Here is a 16,699-nt window from a genome sequence, read left to right as displayed (position 1 = left end):
TTTAATTATTGAATTGATTTATTAAAGATTATTAAACATTAAAATATTATAAAAAGATTAAAATCGGCAGTGATTTTATGATAAGGAAACCTTCAGTGGCAGGAATTTTCTATGAAGATGATCCGGAATCTCTAAAAAAGAGAATTGAATGGTGTTTTAAACATAGTTTAGGTCCTGGACAAATTCCTGAAGAGGGTAATAATCGCGAAATTAAAGGTGTTCTTGCACCCCACGCAGGATTTATTTATTCTGGGCCTGTTGCTGCCCATTCTTATTCTGAGATTGTAAAAGACGGTTTTCCAGAAACTTTTATTATATTATGCCCTAATCACACGGGAATTGGTTATGGGGTTTCTGTTGCAAAGGAAGGAGTTTGGAGTACTCCCTTAGGTGATGTTGAAATAGATACGGAATTTGCCAGTGAATTATTGAACGATTCTCGTATTTTAGATTCTGATTTAACCGCACACTCTCAAGAACACAGCTGCGAAGTTCATATTCCTTTTTTACAATATTTCCAAAAGGAATTTAAAATTGTGCCTATATCTATTTGGATGCAGGATTTGGAAACTTCCCATGAAATTGCTAGGGCTTTAATAAATGCAATACATAAACTTGAAAGAGATGTAGTTATTATTGCCAGCACGGATTTTACTCATTATGAAACGCAGGAAGTAGCTTCTAGAAATGACCATTATGTACTGGAATCCATTGAAAAAATGGACGAAAAACAGATGATGGATAGAATTTCCAAAATTAATGTTACTATGTGTGGTTATGGTCCCGTAGCAACCACAATTTTAGTTTCCAAGATGTTAAATGCCTCTTATGGAAAACTATTGAAATATGCTACTAGTGGTGATATCACTGGTGATTTTTCGTCTGTAGTGGGATATGCTTCAGCTGTTTTTAAGTAGTCATTAATTCAATTATTAATCTTTTTTAAGAATCTGATACAATTTTTTACTTAGCTAGATCTATATATAGGTATTATATGCAATCTGTAGCTTCTGCACCGGGAAAGGCCATTCTTTTTGGAGAGCATGCTGTTGTTTTTGGTAAACCAGCTATTGCTTTCGCAGTTGATAAAAGAGCCACCATAACCATAAAAAAAGGAAATATTAATAATACTAATATTGCTACTTTTGAATCCCCTATTTTAAATCTAAAAGCAGAACTTGACTTGATTGAGGGGAATATAAAGTTAATTAAAGGCCATTCGGGTATTGTTAAATATGTTCTTGAGGCTGTTTTAAAACTTCACGATGTATCTCCTATTGATATAATATTGGATATGGAAATGCCTATTGGTGCAGGACTAGGATCCTCAGCTGCAGTTACGGTGGCCACTCTAGCTGCTCTGGAAAATTATCATCAAAGAGATATTTTTGTTTCCAAAATTGCTAAAATGGCTCATGAAATTGAAATTAAAGTTCAAGGATCAGCTAGTCCTCTGGATACTACAATTAGTGCCTTTGGTGGCATAATTTATCTATCTGAAAATTCTGAAGTTATTTCTTTGAAATCAGATTTAGAAGATTACATAGTGATTGGTTATACTTCAAGTAGAGGCAACACCGGTGAAATGGTTGCTGGTGTAAAAAAAAGAAGAGATTCCAATCCAGAAATTATGGATCCCGTTATTGATTCTATAGGAAAGATTACCAATGAAGCAAAATCTTTACTTAACCTGAATCAATTAAGTAATGAGAAAATGGAAGCATTAGGGGAATTAATGAACATTAATCATGGCCTTCTTGATGCTATAGGAGTAAATACTCTTGAACTCTCAGATATGGTTTATATTGCTCGTAAAGCTGGAGCTATAGGATCCAAAATCACAGGAGCTGGTGGTGGGGGTAGTATGATTGCTTTGTGTAATGGCAATGGAAACCAGGTTCTTGCGGAACTTAGAAAAAAGGAAAATGCTATAAAAGCTGATTTTTCAAAAAAAGGCATAATAATCCATAAATAATTAAACTAAGACGTTTAATTTGATTATATGCTGAAATAGTTAATACACGGAAATATATGAATATTTAGAATTTGATTATATGCTGAAATAGTTAATAGAATGAAATATTTGAATAAATATCTAATATTTTATTAATAATAATGTAATATCTAAATATAACGTCCATTAAAACAATTATAGTTTATACATAGTTAAGGTGCAAATTATGATGATTTTAAAGCTTGGTGGAAGCATAATTACTGAAAAAGGTGCTAAAACGCCTACTATAAATAATAAAAATCTCAAAAGAATATCTAAAGAAATTAAAAATGCTTTAAATCATCTTAATACCAATGATTCTAATGGATTAATTATTGTTCATGGTGCAGGGTCCTTTGGACATCCATTTGCCAGTGAATATCAGATTGGAAATACAATTTCCAGTGAAGCAGAATTTGAAAAAAAGAAAATTGGATTCTCTTTAACTCAAAAATGGGTTAAAAAATTAAATAGTATGGTATGTGATGCTCTCATTGAAGAAGGGATTTTTGTAGTGTCTATACAACCTTCTTCATTTATAATTACTAGAAATAAAAGAATTGAACTAGCAGATTTAGATATAATAAAAAAATATCTTGAAAATGGTTTTGTTCCAGTTATATATGGCGATGTAGTTTCTGATTTAGAAGAAACTATTAAAATGGCTGTGGTTTCTGGAGACCAAATCATAAATTATCTGGCCAAAAATTTAAGGCCTGAAAGAGTTATTTTAGGCACAGACGTAGATGGAGTATATAATAAAAATCCTAAAAAATACTCAGATGCAGAATTAATTTCAGAGCTTAGTTCATTAAAAGATCTGGAATCACTGGATTCCACAACCAATATTGATGTCACCGGAGGCATGGTTGGAAAAATTAAAGAACTTTTAGAACTAGCTGAAATTGGAATAACCTCTGAGATCATTAATGCTGAACACGAAAATCTTGTTCAAAATGCATTATATGGTGAAAAAGTTCTGGGTACTACTATAAGAAAGAAATAAACAGTTTGAAATATTAAATTAGATATATAATCATTATATACAATATTTGATTTATAATAAATTTGCTTTAAATTACTTAATGATATTTTAAATTCTTTATTAAAAATTCATGATTATCAATTTCAATTTGCATTAATGTTAATAATTTGATTAGTTGCTAATTAGTTACTTAATTAAAATTATACTTAAGAAAAACAAAAATAGCATTAAAATAATCAATATTATATGTTAAGTGTTACTAAATAGGTTAAAGGATCAATGAATATCACAAATAATTCTTAATATTCTGATAAAAACATATTATTGCATAAAAATATTAATTTGGTGGTAATAAATACCAAAAAAATCCAACTTAATTTGAAATGTTTTATAAAAAGTATTTAAAATTTTCTGGGTTAGTTTGGGTTTTATTATTCCTGATTATTTAAACGATTATTTAATAAATCACAATGATTAATTACAAAGGGACGTTAAAATGATTTCAGATAGGAAGTTGGAACATTTATTAATATGCGCGCACTGCGATGTGCAGTATAAGAATAAAAAAACAGGGTTTAATGATATAGAATTTATTCATAGAGCATTGCCCGAATTAAACAAAGAAAAAATTGATTTAAGTACAGAACTCTTAGGGAAAGAACTAAATTCTCCCATAATTATTTCTGCCATGACTGGGGGCCATCCCTCTGCTTTATCATTAAATAGAGAATTAGCTAAAGCAGTTGATAAATTAGGTATTGGTATGGGTTTAGGAAGCCAGAGAGCTGCTATTGAAAACCCAGAACTTATTAATACTTATGATGTGGCCAGAAAAGAAGCACCTTCTTCTCTTTTAATTGGGAATATAGGAGCTCCTCAAATAGAATATGCACATCAAGCAGTTGAAATGATTGATGCTGATGCTTTGGCAGTTCACTTAAATCCTTTACAAGAATCTATTCAACCTGAAGGTGATATAGATGCCACTGGATTTTTAGATTCCATTGGAGAGATAGTAAAAACGGTAGATGTTCCAGTAGTTGCTAAAGAGACTGGAGCTGGAATTTCCTTTGAAGACGCAGTACTTTTAGAAAAAAAAGGTGTTGATGCTATAGATGTAGCAGGTTCTGGAGGAACCAGTTGGGCTGCAGTGGAAACTTACCGCGCTGATGATACTTATATGGGTGATTTATATTGGGACTGGGGAATACCTACAGCCGTTAGTACGGTGGAAGTAACTCAGTCAGTTAATATTCCAGTATTATCTTCTGGAGGAATAAGGAGTGGCTTAGATGCTGCAAAAGCAATTGCTCTCGGAGCTGAATCTGTGGGAATTGCTTTACCTGTTTTAAAAGAAGCTTATATTGGTTATAAAGATATAATTAAAGTTATTGAAAGATTCCAAGAGTCTTTAAAAGTAGCCATGTTTCTGGTTGGGGCATCTAATTTAGAGGAATTAAAATCATCTAAATTAATTATAAGGGGCCAAACAAGAGAATGGTTACAAGAAAGGGGCTTTGATACACAAAAATACGCAAGGAGGTCATAACGTGAGCGTAGAAGTTATTGCTATTGGTGGATATGAAGAAATAGGAAAGAACATGTCTGCTGTGAAGGTAGGAGACGATGTAGTAATATTTGACATGGGAATCCACCTGGACCGATTACACATTCATGAAGATACTGATATATCACGAATGCATAGTTTAGATTTAATTGAAAGAGGGGTTATTCCAGACGATACTCTGATGAAAGATGTCGATGGAAAGGTTAGGGCCATTGTATTCACCCATGGGCATCTGGATCACATTGGTGCAGTAGCCAAGTTAGCCCATAGATATGGGGCACCTATTATTGCTACACCTTATACTCTAGCTCTTTTAGAGAGAACTATCAAAGGAGAAAAGAAATTTAGTGTTACCAATAGGCTACAGGTTTTAAATGCTGGTGAGAAATGTCAAATATCTCCTGATATAACCTTGGAGTTTATTAATGCTACTCACAGTATTCCTCAAGCAGTTATGGCAGCTTTGCATACTTCTGAAGGAATAGTGGTATATGCTAATGATTTTAAATTTGATAATCACCAGAAAATATCTTCTCCACCTGATTACAGCCGGCTAAGAGAACTAGGACGAAAAGGAGTTCTAGCACTTATAGTGGAGACTACTCGAGCAGCAGAGATGCAAGAAGTAAAGACTCACTCTGAAAAAGTAGCTAAAATGGTATTAGAAGATATTATGTTAGGCCCAATGGAAGAAAAGGAGGGAATGGTGGTCACCACTTTTTCTTCACATATTGAGCGAATTCAAGCTATTAGTGATATAGCAAGCCAAAGTGATCGTCAAATGCTACTTTTGGGCCGTTCAATGGAGAGATATTGTTCTTTAGCAGAAACAATGGGTATTCTTAAACTTCCACCTAATGCCAGTATTTATGGAAGTCCTAAATCTGTAAGCAAGGCGCTTGCTCGGGCGGAAGATAAAAGAGAAGATTATTTATTAATTACAACCGGTCACCAGGGAGAACCTGATGCATTACTACCTCGTATTGCTAATGCAAAAACTCAATTTAATATTCAAAGAGGAGACAATGTAGTAATATCTGCTCCGGTTATTCCTAATCCTATGAATATAGCAAATAGAAATCTTATGGAAAGACGTTTAGGTTCTAGTGGGGCCAGAATATACAGTAATGCTCATGTTTCAGGGCATGCTGGAAGAGAGGACCACCGGGACTTTATAAGAATGCTAAACCCAGTACATATCATTCCATCACATGGGGATCTTAACATGTTATCTGCTTATGCAGAACTTGCTGAGGAAGAAGGGTATAAAATGGGTAATGATGTTCACGTACTTAGAAATGGACAAGCACAAGTTTTTGATGGAGGGGTTTGATGAGTGAAGTAATCGAAATTCTAAAAAAATATTCTGCAAGCATTGATCATGAAATTGAAGAAGCATTATCAAGTATTAATCCAAAGGCACTTCGTGATTCATCAAATCACCTTACAAGTGCTGGCGGGAAAAAAATAAGGCCGTCTCTTGCGGTTTTAAGCTGTCAGGCGGTAGGTGGAAAACCAGAATACGCTTTAAAAACAGCAGCAGCTATAGAATTGATCCACACTTTCTCATTGATTCACGACGATATAATGGACAAAGATGACATGCGCAGAGGAGAACCATCAGTGCATGTTCTTTGGGGTGAACCTATGGCTATTCTAGCAGGGGATACTCTATTCTCCAAGGCTTTTGAAACTGTCATTAGGACAAAGATCGATGTTTCATCTTATAAGCGAGTTAATGAAGCTTTAGCAGTAGTAGTTGATTCATGTATAAAAATATGTGAAGGCCAAGCTTGCGATATGAGCTTTGAAGAACAATTCGATGTTAAGGAATCAGAATATATGAATATGATCTACAAAAAAACCGCTGCATTAATAGCTGCTGCTACCAAGGCCGGGGCTATTATGGGTGGAGGAAATCCTGAGCAGGTGGAAGCATTATCCGAGTATGGTAGATTAATTGGCCTTTCTTTCCAGATACAAGACGACTATTTGGATGTTATAAGTGATGAAGAATCATTGGGGAAACCTGTGGGTAGTGACATTGTTGAAGGAAAAATGACTTTAATGGTGGTTAAGGCATTAGCAGAGGCTTCTCCAGAAGATAAAGAAACTCTAATTACTATTCTTAAAGAAAATAATCCAGATAGGGTAGATGAGGCCATTAGTATCTTTGAAAAATATGGTTCCATTCAATATGCTCACGATTTGGCCCTGGATAATGTGAAGAAAGCGAAGGAACTACTTGATATATTGGATGATTCTGAAGCAAAAGATGCACTTTTATTGATTGCTGATTTTGTTTTACAAAGACAGCATTAAAAGATGATAAAATAAATAATTAAATAACTATAAATTGTCTTAAATTAATTTAAGAAGATTAATTAAGTAATTTATTCAGAGATTTAAATAATCATAGCCTATCTAAAAATGGATAATTAGTTTAAATTATTGAATTTTCTTAAATTTTATTAATTCTTATTTAAAAATTTTAATTATATATTATTATATTTTAGTATATTCAATTTATTATATCTGATATTAATCAAAGTCAGATTTGTAACGAATTACTGCTCCAATCAGGCAACACAATTAATTTACCTGCACTGGAAAGTTTATATACACGGTATTTTCAATTTAAAGTTCAATATAACGATAGAAATCTATTCAATGGGTGGTTCTATGAGTGATTTAGAAAATGTGATTTATAAATATTCTCTAATTAATGCAATTAAACACAAGGGCAAGGCCAATGATGGGGCAGTGGTTGGTTCAATAATGAGTTCTGAGCCGGAACTCAGAAAAGAATCCAAAAAGATTGTTCCACTAGCAAAATCAATGGTTGAAAAAGTCAATTCCCTGAGCTTTGAAGATCAATCATTTGAACTTGAAAAGTTAGGTGGTAAAGTAGAAGAAAAAAAGAAAACTGAGGAAAAAGGCCTAAGTGATCTACCTGAACCTCATGAAAATGTTGTTTTAAGATTCGCCCCTAATCCAAGCGGACCGCTACATATTGGTCATGCCAGAGCAGCAGTTTTAAACCAGGAATATGCAAAGCGGTACAAAGGTAAATTAGTACTGCGTATTGAAGATACAGATCCACGTAGAGTTTACATGGATGCATATGAAATGATTCCTGAAGATCTGGCCTGGATGGGAGTAGAGTGTCATGAAACATTTATTCAAAGTGATAGAATTCCCATATATTATGATTATGCAAAAAAACTCATTGAATTAGGCCAGGCTTATATGTGCTCTTGTGATGGAGGAGAATTCAAGAAGTTAAAGGATAATTGTCAGCCTTGTCCATGTCGGGACTCATCTGTAGAAGAAAGTCTTAAATCCTGGGAAAAAATGTTCAATATGGATGAAGGTGACGCTGTTTTAAGAGTTAAAACTGATATAAATCATAAAAATCCTGCGATTCGTGATTGGGTGGCTATGAGGATTGTGGATGCAGAACATCCTAGAATCGGTTTTAAATACAAAATTTATCCTATGATGAACTTTTCAGTGGCTGTAGATGATCATTTAATGGGAATAACTCATGTTTTAAGAGGAAAAGACCATTTGGCCAACTCAGAAAAACAATCTTATCTTTACAGCCACTTTGGATGGGAAATTCCAGCATTTATTCACTATGGGCGACTTAAAATGGATGATGTGGCCTTAAGTACTTCCCAAGCACTTGCTGGAATTGAAGAAGGAAAATATTGGGGATGGGACGACCCTCGTTTAGGAACTATTAGAGCTATTGCTCGAAGAGGAATCACTCCAGATTCCATTCAGGAATTAATGAAGGAAATTGGGACTAAAATTTCTGATTCAATTATAAGTTGGAAAAAAGTTTATGGATTAAACCGTAATATCCTTGAGGAGACTGCAAACCGTTATTTCTTTGTGTGGAAACCAAAAAGAGTTACCATTCAAGAGGTTCCAGATGAAGTATGTCAAAATATTGAAAGGCCCCTACATCCTGACTTTTTAGAGCGAGGAGAGCGGAATTTACTATTTAATGGTGAAGTTTATTTAGCAGCGGACGATTTAAAAGCTACCATTTCTGAAAAATCTGAATCTGAAATTAAAGCTGGAAGCGATGGAAAAATCTTAAGGTTAATGGATGCCGTAAATGTTTCTCTCAATGGTGAAAATGTTATCTATCACAGCCAATCTTTTGAAGATGCCCGCTCTATAAAGGCCCAAGTAGTTCAGTGGGTTCCTGCTGATGATAATATTTCTGCAGAAGTGGTAATGCCTGATGCAAGTATTGTTGAAGGATTCTGTGAACCGGATTGCAGAAAACTTTCAGTAGATGATGAAGTCCAACTAGAAAGATTTGGATTTGCTCGGGTGGATGAAATAACATCAGAAAAGATAAAATTCTACTTCACCCATAAATAATTTCATATTTATGAAATGATATTAATTTAAAATAAAATATTTAAATTTTCATGTAATTTATCATTAAATTCACTAAAATAATATTAAAAAGGATAATGTGGTATTATGCCAGTAAAAATAAATGAAAACTATTTATTGCTTAAAAGCAGCTATATATTCGCTGAAATCAATCAAAAAGTGAATAAATTCCAGGAAGAAAATCCAGATGCACCTATTATTCGTATGGGGATAGGGGATGTCACTAGGCCTTTGCCCCAAGCAGTTATTAAAGAATTCCATAAAGCAGTGGATGAAATGGGCCAGAGTGAGACTTTTATGGGTTATGGGCCTGAGCAAGGCTATTCTTTTTTAATAAAGGATATTATTGAAAATGATTTCCTACCAAGAGGAATAGAACTCTCTGAGGACGAGGTTTTTGTGAGTGACGGTGCCAAGTGTGACACGGGTAACGTACAGGAAATATTTGGTCTGGATAATATAGTGGCTGTAACTGATCCAGTTTACCCAGTTTATGTGGAAACTAATGTGATGGCTGGTAGAACAGGCCCTATGGGTGAAGATGGAAGGTATCAAAAGCTTGTTTATCTCCCTTGCACAGCGGAAAATGATTTCGTGCCGGAACTACCATCAGAACCAGTGGATTTGATTTACTTGTGTTTCCCTAACAACCCTACTGGAACTACTCTAAACAAAGACCAGATGGTTACATGGGTAAACTATGCCCGAAAAAACAAGGCCATAATTCTCTTTGATGCTGCCTATGAATCTTACATAACTGAAGATGATATACCTCATAGTATTTATGAAATAGAAGGAGCCAAAGAGGTGGCCATAGAATTTAGAAGTTTTTCTAAAAATGCAGGGTTCACGGGGACCCGATGTGCTTATACTGTGGTACCTAAAGAACTCATGGGATATGATGAAGAAGGCAATGCTCAGGCCATTAATCCCTTGTGGAATAGAAGACAGACTACAAAGTTCAATGGTGTTTCATATCCTATACAAAAAGCAGCACAAGCAGTTTACAGTAATGAAGGACAAAAAGAAATCGCGGAATCAATTGAATACTACATGAAAAATGCAGCTATCATTCGGGAAAGTTTGATAGAAATTGGCCTAAATGTTTATGGTGGTATAAATTCCCCTTATATCTGGGTTAAAACCCCGGAAGGTATGGATTCCTGGGGATTCTTTGATTTGCTATTGACTGAAGCCAATGTTGTGGGAACTCCAGGGGTAGGATTTGGCCCTAGTGGAGAAGGTTACTTCCGTATAACTGCATTCAATACTCTGGAAAATACTAAAGAAGCTATGGATAGGATCTCAAAATTATCCATCTAAATTTTCTTTTCCTATTTTAAAAATTAAAAGGTTCATAAAAGTCTTTTTATAAATACTTATTTTTAAATTTAATTACAATAAATAGGTTATTTGTAAATTCTATTAATTAATGTAATTAATTTAAATGAATAATATGTGTTAGGATCTATTTTTGTAAGTTATTTCCTTAAATTTAATGATAAATGTTGTTCCCTCAGATGTTTCTAGAGTTAAATCCCCATCAATCTGGTTTATTAATGAATTTACAAGCAATAAGCCTAATGACTTAGTATTCTTATAATCTAATGACTTGGGAAGTCCTACTCCATTATCGCTTACTTTAAGTGTAAATAAATCTCTCTCTTTATAGAAATCAATTGTTATTTTACCTTTTCTTTCTTCGGGAAATGCGTATTTAAATGCATTTGAAACAAGTTCGGTTAATATCAGGCCACAAGGAATTACAGTATCAATATTTATTTCAATTTTTTCGGCATTAATATTCAGTTCTATTAAGTCAGGATTAGAAGCATAGGTTCCTAAAAGATCTAAGGATAAACTGTTAATGTATTCACCAAAATTAATACTTGAAAGGTTTTCTGATTTATAAAGCCGTTCATGTATCATGGACATGGATTTTACTCTGCTTTGACTTTCTTTAAAGATATTAATGGTCTCAGGATCAGTAATTTGTCGTGATTGCAAGCTTAGAATGCTTGATATGATTTGCATGTTATTTTTGACTCTGTGATGGATTTCTTTAAGAAGCACTTCTTTTTCTTCTAATGATTCTTTTATTTTTTCTTCTGCTTTAACTCGTTTTAAAATCTCATCTTCCGCTGAATTATAAAGCTGTCTTATTTCTCTAAAGGAGATTATTTGTCTGATGATTACTAATGCAATAATTAGAGTTCCCACCCATATTACTGTCTCTAAATTAGTTAGCTGTTTCTGATGGTAACTCCAGGCGAAAGTCAAATAAGCTAAAATTATCCAAATGAATGGCAAATAAGATGTCCATTCTGGACGAATTACTGCTTCTTTAGTTTTATTTTTAGATTTATCAGGATTTCCGTTTCGTTTTTGAATAGATGCATTGATTTGAAGTATGCCGGCTAATCCTATAAGTAAAAATCCACTTATCCAACCAATATCTATTAAACTGCCGGATTCAAAAGTTCCATGAATTGTTTGGTAAATAAAAAATATATCACTAATTATCTGAAAAAATACACCTGCAGCTAATAAAAATAATGTATTTTCTTTTATACTATTGATTCTGCTATAAATCAAGTCTAATAAAGCGAATAATAGCATAAAATCTAAAATAACGTAAGATAAAAATAAATATGCTGATGGGAGGTTTCCTTCCACATTCGTGAATAATGGAACAATTAGAAATGTCCATAACAACATAGCTGTTGTTATTCCAACAACTAAAATATCTAAAACAATTTTTGATAAATCTAATCTATTAAAATGAGCTCGAGGCAATAAAAATATTCCTAAAACAAATAATGGATAATATGCTAAATAAAATATGTCCGATATGGAAAAAATAGGACTTTGATTTAAATAAAGCTCTATATATCCCCATGAGATATCTCCCAGAGTAAAAAATAACTGTCCGATACCTAAAATCAACCAGGCCAAATATACTCTTTTTCCATATACTTTTGAAAGTTTGGCAGCGTATAACAAACTAATTACTGCCAATAAATTTATTAGAGGGGTAATTATGTCACTGAAAGCTGATTTAATATAGGTATCATTTCTAAAAAATAGGATGGTGATTGTAAATATAATTAAAATTAATAGGGATATTATTGATGCATTTCTGAAAGAAATCGTTCCATCTCTATTTATTAAAATTGCCATAAATTCCCTCCAAGATTGCAAAAATTTTTATTTTTAATATAAAATTAATTTACTAAAAATGTCATTAATTATTAAATTTTAGTAAGGTTATATAAATAATAGATTAATAAAAAGTCAATTATCTGGTTAATATTTGTTACTAATAATTATAAAATAAAAAAAATAATTAAAGTATTTATTAGTTTTCCAAGTCACTGTACAGGTATTGATAAGTAAAAGCTGCTAATATGGCACCAATTACGGGCCCTATCACATAAATAGGGAAATAATACCATAAATTAGCCCCACCAAATATCAAATCGCCTAAATAAGGCCCAAATGTTCGGGCGGGATTTATTGATGCTCCAGTTATATTTCCCAGAGTAGTAATAATTCCCGCTACGGTTAATCCGATTATTATGCCTGCAAATCCTGACGGGGCTTTTCTATCCACCGCTACACCCATAATGGTGATCATCAACAGAAATGTACCTATAGCCTCAGCAATTATGGCTGGAACATACCCGATTCCAGGAAACGGGGCTGTAGCTCCTAAACCACCTACGGTAACAGCACTCATTCCTACTATGGATGCGAATAATATACTGGCCACGCTGGCCCCTGCTAACTGGGCAGCTATATAAGGTCCTACATCACGGGAAGGGAATTTCTTTATAGACCATAATCCCAAGGTGACTGCGGGGTTTATATGACAACCAGATATTCTTCCAAAAGCGTAAATACTGGCCATTATTGCTAAACCAAATGCTAAACCTATGGCTAACCAATCTGCAAAACCACCTAAAGTACCAATACCTATATTAAAGCTGTTAGGGGGTGTTTGACCCTTACTAATCATTAAAGTAATTACTGCAGCTCCTGCTCCAAAAAAAACTAAAAAGAATGTTCCAATAAACTCCGCCAGTGATCTTTTTGCTATGGAAACCATTAAGATCCCTCTTTAAGTGCCCCGTAACAATAACGGCATAAAATTCTTGGCAAGGTTTTATCCATTTTTTCAGCGGGAAATGGATAACCCCCGGACCATACTTCAGTTTCTTCTCTTATAGAATGTTTCATGCACAAACCCATTCCACAAACAATGCAAATGGCCACAGCATCACTATCTTTTCCTTCTTCTGCACAGATATAACATTTCATTTTATTCACCCCAAATTAATTTAATTTTCTAAAATTATTTTTAATTCAAAAAATAAATTTATGAATTAATTTAATGGATTGAAATTACACCGATTCTTTCCATTGGCAGTGGGAGTGTCTAAAGTCCACTAATGATGCGGCTGCACAGTTTTTACAAGTTCTAGCTGGGGATGCAGCATTTTCCTTGTGAAGAGCTATAATATTGGTCATTAATGTGGCCGTGACCGGTTCACTGGTTAATAAACATGGATAATCAGCTAATCTCATTAATGATGAGTATCGGACTGTTATAGCGCAAGCAGGATATGTGTATCTCTGTGGATTCATAACAACTTCATTCTTATCTACCGGACTTAAATCAACTTCAAATCCAGCAATTTTAGGTTTCAATGGCCCTTGAGAACCGTTTTTAACTCTTCTAGCTTTATCCAGATGGCCCCAACCTCGATATATCATATCCATGAAATCACAGTTATGAAGCTCGGCTGCTGCTCCACGGTCTGGTTTGAGCTGTACAAAGTTATGGAATCTTTTGGTTAACAGATCAACCACCATAGGTGCATTAAAACCGTCTAATTCTAGAATGTACTCTACTGCACATGCTGATGAACCAGTGGCCAGTGATAATATTTCATATTCACTTTTAAAATTAGGCAATGCGTTGTTTAATGTTTGATCCATAACATCAGTGGTAGCTTCAATTATGGCCATGGTCATATCGTCTTTACACATATTAAATGTGGACTGGGCAATATGGTGTGAAATATCTCCTACACAGTAGGCCGGCACAGTTAGTATATTTGCATAATGCACATCATCATCCACGGCATTTTTTATAGTTTTTTCCATTTTTTGCCGGTACTGGGACATATAGGTCCTAACATCAAATGAAGTGTGGCCTAATGAGTCCATTAATTTGGCCTGGGCATCAACGGGTTCTTGATAGATGTATTTGACCATTTCTATTTCTTTTTCCACGGCCTGGCTTACAGTAGAGCCTTTTTCAACTTCACTACCAAATACTTCTCCTATTCCATAAGAGGTATTCATTCCCCAGGATTTTGCAGATAATATGGCCTGTTTATGGGCTTCTGGCATATCTGTAGTTTTTAATATTTGATTTACCACATTACTAGTACTTCCTGGAATCAAGGCAAAATCGACTACACATGTTGGTCCATAGAATCCGCCGTATCTACGTACTACTTCTCGTCCAACTAAAGCTTCTGCTTTGGAAATTGCATCAATAAATTTATTCATGCTTTTTTCAAATTCAGGGTCTTCATCTCTTAATATTTCTAGAATTACCGGGGTCTGATAATGTTCTACAAAAGGATCATCTTCAGGCCGTATGGTATCTGTTAAGCTGGTTAAAATGTTGTAATGGGATGTAACAGAGTCCACATGTAAATCTATTACGGATTTACTTTGATTACCAACTGCTTTCATTTTTTGTACTACATCAAAGTAGGCCTTGGTGTCTTTTATATGGAATTTTGACCCCCTCTTTGATTTTACAGTGTCAACATCTGCTCTTTGTGCAGATACTGCTTCTTTAACCATTTTTTCATATACCTCTGACATTAAATCACCTTCAGGATAAAATTTTAAGATATTTTTGGTCGTATAAATACATTTTATATTTTTGTTTTTGAGACTTAATGTTATTTTCTATTTTTTTGTATTAATGTTGATTTTACTTTAATCAAGATTTGAGAAATTGTTCTGTTATATTAGTGGCACTCGATTTTATTATTACTTTATTTTTAAGAATTCTCACCATAACTATATATAGTGCATCAAACACAGTTTTATTAGTCATTAAGTTGACTAATATTGGATGTGAAAAATTTGTTTGGAAATAATTACGGTAATGACAATAAAGGTAATTCTTCTCCTATTAATGAAGGAGACGAATATGATGTTAAAATTGAAGATATGGGAAGAGACGGAGACGGAATAACCCGTATTGAAGGTTTTGTGATTTTTGTTTCAGGCGCTAAAGTTGGCGATGAAGTAAAAATTAGAATTAACGCTACTAGAAGGAACTTTGCCTTCGCTGAAATAGTAGAATAAATTTAAACTTATAATTTTCTATTTACAATATTCATAATAAGAATTTTTTTCTATTTGTGAATTATTTAATTTGAATAATTATAATTTTAATTCTTTTATATTTTTAGTTTTGACCTGTTTTTTTAAGATTTTATTTTGTTTAATTATTAATTTTGTTAATTATTGTTTTTGTGATATGGTATCTTATTTTTTGTATAATTTTTATTACTATTTTTATAGTTTATAATACCTGATGATTTTTTTTATATTTGTGCTAATTTTTTTACGAATAATTGTTTTTTAAATAAAAATACTTAAAAATTAAAATATTTACTTAGTAAATTGCTGATTTTAGGGATGAAAACTTTAAGTTCGTAATATAGAAGTTTAGCGAAGTTAAATCTAATTATTTTTAGTAAATTTTAACCTAAAATAAGCATTCAAAACATTAGTATTTAATCAACATCATATAGGGGTAGCAACATATTTACCTAATTTTTTTAGTTTTTACCAATAACATGTTGAAAATAGATTAAATCTAGTAGTAATATTAAGATAATATTAGAAGATTTTTTTTTGGGAATATTAGAAAGTTCAAAAATTCATAAACGATACTACTTTAATCTTATAATTTCAAGACATATTATTTTAATTTACATCAGCTAATTCAGGTTCAGTACCATTTAAAATGATTTTATAGCCTTCAAGAGATAATAATTCATTCAAACGCTTAAGAACTTCACTATGGATTCTCGGATCGTAGTATTCTTTCGGATGTCCCAATCTTAATAAAACTTTATCTATTGAAGGGGAATCATTATTGTATTCTTCTAAACAATCTAATGTCCACCATTTACGAGTATCATTTCCAAATGAAGGACAATCAAGTCCAGCATCATTAAAAATTTTGGTAAGTCTCTACCTTTCCTATAACATGGACAGTCTGAATCGTCATCATCACAAAGTTCTGCTGCTAATTTATCTCCACAAATCAAATCTGCAACCTTATCAAGAATTTTATTATCTAAAAACATGTTTACTCCATATCAAAGTTTAATTAATTAATTTAAAAATTTAGTAACATCTATTATTAGATTATTAATTATTAAGTATTCTTTTTTGCACTGGAACCATCACATATAACTGTTATTTTTTTAGAAAAAACAGGATCCAATCAAATACAAAAAGAACATTTAAAATAATTATTATTTTGTGGTTTTAGGGAAGTTAAAAGATTCAAGAGGTACCCATGATTTTTCTTCCCTAAAATCACTTTATTCACACAAATCTGCTAGTGGTTTTATATGATTTATGTTATAAGGGATCAAATTTGAATTTAGAGGACCTACATAGAAACATA

The 16,699-nt window shown here is 32.9% G+C and carries 15 protein-coding genes; 9 read left to right on the top strand and 6 right to left on the bottom strand.

The window, feature by feature from the left end; genetic code table 11:
* The first annotated feature begins 77 nt into the window (after window positions 1-77).
* The 8 genes from Q7I96_02230 (at window position 78) to Q7I96_02195 (ending at window position 10,287) form a co-directional block, all read left to right on the top strand.
* Entirely contained in the window at window positions 78-917 is an 840-nt protein-coding gene (locus tag Q7I96_02230; protein MDO9626431.1) for an MEMO1 family protein, read from the top strand.
* 77 nt (window positions 918-994) lie between these two features.
* Complete coding sequence (gene mvk / locus Q7I96_02225) at window positions 995-1,975, top strand: mevalonate kinase (GenBank protein MDO9626430.1); 981 nt, start codon at window positions 995-997, stop codon at window positions 1,973-1,975.
* A gap of 205 nt (window positions 1,976-2,180) precedes the next feature.
* Window positions 2,181-2,999 carry an isopentenyl phosphate kinase gene (locus Q7I96_02220; GenBank protein ID MDO9626429.1) on the top strand — a complete coding sequence of 273 codons (819 nt, stop codon included), beginning with the start codon at window positions 2,181-2,183 and terminating at the stop codon, window positions 2,997-2,999.
* Window positions 3,000-3,474: 475 nt separating this feature from the next.
* Window positions 3,475-4,527, top strand: coding sequence for a type 2 isopentenyl-diphosphate Delta-isomerase (fni, locus tag Q7I96_02215; GenBank protein MDO9626428.1), 1,053 nt, complete (start codon window positions 3,475-3,477; stop codon window positions 4,525-4,527).
* A 1-nt stretch (window position 4,528) separates the two neighbouring features.
* On the top strand, window positions 4,529-5,878 hold the full coding sequence (locus Q7I96_02210) for an RNase J family beta-CASP ribonuclease (GenBank protein MDO9626427.1): 1,350 nt from the start codon (window positions 4,529-4,531) through the stop codon (window positions 5,876-5,878).
* Window positions 5,878-6,867 (top strand): short chain isoprenyl diphosphate synthase IdsA, encoded by a 990-nt coding sequence (gene idsA / locus Q7I96_02205; GenBank protein MDO9626426.1) that lies wholly within the window; start codon window positions 5,878-5,880, stop codon window positions 6,865-6,867. The genes Q7I96_02210 and idsA overlap by 1 nt, the downstream gene beginning before the upstream one ends.
* A gap of 360 nt (window positions 6,868-7,227) precedes the next feature.
* A complete protein-coding gene (locus Q7I96_02200; protein MDO9626425.1) occupies window positions 7,228-8,946 on the top strand; it encodes a glutamate--tRNA ligase in 1,719 nt (572 codons plus the stop codon).
* 105 nt (window positions 8,947-9,051) lie between these two features.
* Window positions 9,052-10,287 (top strand): LL-diaminopimelate aminotransferase, encoded by a 1,236-nt coding sequence (locus Q7I96_02195; protein MDO9626424.1) that lies wholly within the window; start codon window positions 9,052-9,054, stop codon window positions 10,285-10,287.
* 138 nt (window positions 10,288-10,425) lie between these two features.
* On the opposite strand, the gene Q7I96_02190 is transcribed toward Q7I96_02195, so the two are convergent.
* The 4 genes from Q7I96_02190 to Q7I96_02175 all read right to left on the bottom strand — a co-directional run bounded on the left by Q7I96_02190 (window position 10,426) and on the right by Q7I96_02175 (window position 14,868).
* Window positions 10,426-12,144: a histidine kinase dimerization/phosphoacceptor domain -containing protein gene (locus Q7I96_02190; GenBank protein ID MDO9626423.1), complete on the bottom strand. Its 1,719-nt coding sequence runs from the start codon at window positions 12,142-12,144 to the stop codon at window positions 10,426-10,428.
* A 178-nt stretch (window positions 12,145-12,322) separates the two neighbouring features.
* Window positions 12,323-13,072 (bottom strand): MIP/aquaporin family protein, encoded by a 750-nt coding sequence (locus Q7I96_02185; protein MDO9626422.1) that lies wholly within the window; start codon window positions 13,070-13,072, stop codon window positions 12,323-12,325.
* Window positions 13,072-13,284 (bottom strand): DUF2180 family protein, encoded by a 213-nt coding sequence (locus Q7I96_02180; protein ID MDO9626421.1) that lies wholly within the window; start codon window positions 13,282-13,284, stop codon window positions 13,072-13,074. Before Q7I96_02180 ends, Q7I96_02185 begins: the two co-directional genes overlap by 1 nt.
* Window positions 13,285-13,368: 84 nt before the next feature.
* Complete coding sequence (locus Q7I96_02175) at window positions 13,369-14,868, bottom strand: DUF2193 domain-containing protein (GenBank protein ID MDO9626420.1); 1,500 nt, start codon at window positions 14,866-14,868, stop codon at window positions 13,369-13,371.
* A gap of 267 nt (window positions 14,869-15,135) precedes the next feature.
* On the opposite strand from Q7I96_02175, the gene Q7I96_02170 reads away from it, so the two are divergent.
* On the top strand, window positions 15,136-15,360 hold the full coding sequence (locus Q7I96_02170) for a TRAM domain-containing protein (protein ID MDO9626419.1): 225 nt from the start codon (window positions 15,136-15,138) through the stop codon (window positions 15,358-15,360).
* A 627-nt stretch (window positions 15,361-15,987) separates the two neighbouring features.
* Here Q7I96_02170 and Q7I96_02165 read toward each other — a convergent pair.
* Together Q7I96_02165 and Q7I96_02160 are read right to left on the bottom strand one after the other, a co-directional pair.
* Window positions 15,988-16,122: a hypothetical protein gene (locus Q7I96_02165; GenBank protein MDO9626418.1), complete on the bottom strand. Its 135-nt coding sequence runs from the start codon at window positions 16,120-16,122 to the stop codon at window positions 15,988-15,990.
* A gap of 56 nt (window positions 16,123-16,178) precedes the next feature.
* Entirely contained in the window at window positions 16,179-16,334 is a 156-nt protein-coding gene (locus Q7I96_02160) for a hypothetical protein (protein ID MDO9626417.1), read from the bottom strand.
* Window positions 16,335-16,699 lie beyond the last annotated feature (365 nt).

It is taken from the genome of Methanobacteriaceae archaeon (assembly GCA_030656015.1).
In the GTDB taxonomy this organism is placed as follows: Archaea; Methanobacteriota; Methanobacteria; order Methanobacteriales; family Methanobacteriaceae; genus UBA349.
The sequence above is the reverse complement of the archived record's forward strand: the minus strand, read 5'-3'. Positions and strand labels throughout refer to the sequence as shown.

Coding starts and splice junctions, on each gene's coding strand:
- Q7I96_02230 (MDO9626431.1), top strand. CDS start 78: ATGATAAGGAAACCTTCAGTGGCAGGAATTTTCTATGAAGATGATCCG.
- mvk (MDO9626430.1), top strand. CDS start 995: ATGCAATCTGTAGCTTCTGCACCGGGAAAGGCCATTCTTTTTGGAGAG.
- Q7I96_02220 (MDO9626429.1), top strand. CDS start 2,181: ATGATGATTTTAAAGCTTGGTGGAAGCATAATTACTGAAAAAGGTGCT.
- fni (MDO9626428.1), top strand. CDS start 3,475: ATGATTTCAGATAGGAAGTTGGAACATTTATTAATATGCGCGCACTGC.
- idsA (MDO9626426.1), top strand. CDS start 5,878: ATGAGTGAAGTAATCGAAATTCTAAAAAAATATTCTGCAAGCATTGAT.
- Q7I96_02200 (MDO9626425.1), top strand. CDS start 7,228: ATGAGTGATTTAGAAAATGTGATTTATAAATATTCTCTAATTAATGCA.
- Q7I96_02195 (MDO9626424.1), top strand. CDS start 9,052: ATGCCAGTAAAAATAAATGAAAACTATTTATTGCTTAAAAGCAGCTAT.
- Q7I96_02190 (MDO9626423.1), bottom strand. CDS start 12,144: ATGGCAATTTTAATAAATAGAGATGGAACGATTTCTTTCAGAAATGCA.
- Q7I96_02185 (MDO9626422.1), bottom strand. CDS start 13,072: ATGGTTTCCATAGCAAAAAGATCACTGGCGGAGTTTATTGGAACATTC.
- Q7I96_02180 (MDO9626421.1), bottom strand. CDS start 13,284: ATGAAATGTTATATCTGTGCAGAAGAAGGAAAAGATAGTGATGCTGTG.
- Q7I96_02175 (MDO9626420.1), bottom strand. CDS start 14,868: ATGTCAGAGGTATATGAAAAAATGGTTAAAGAAGCAGTATCTGCACAA.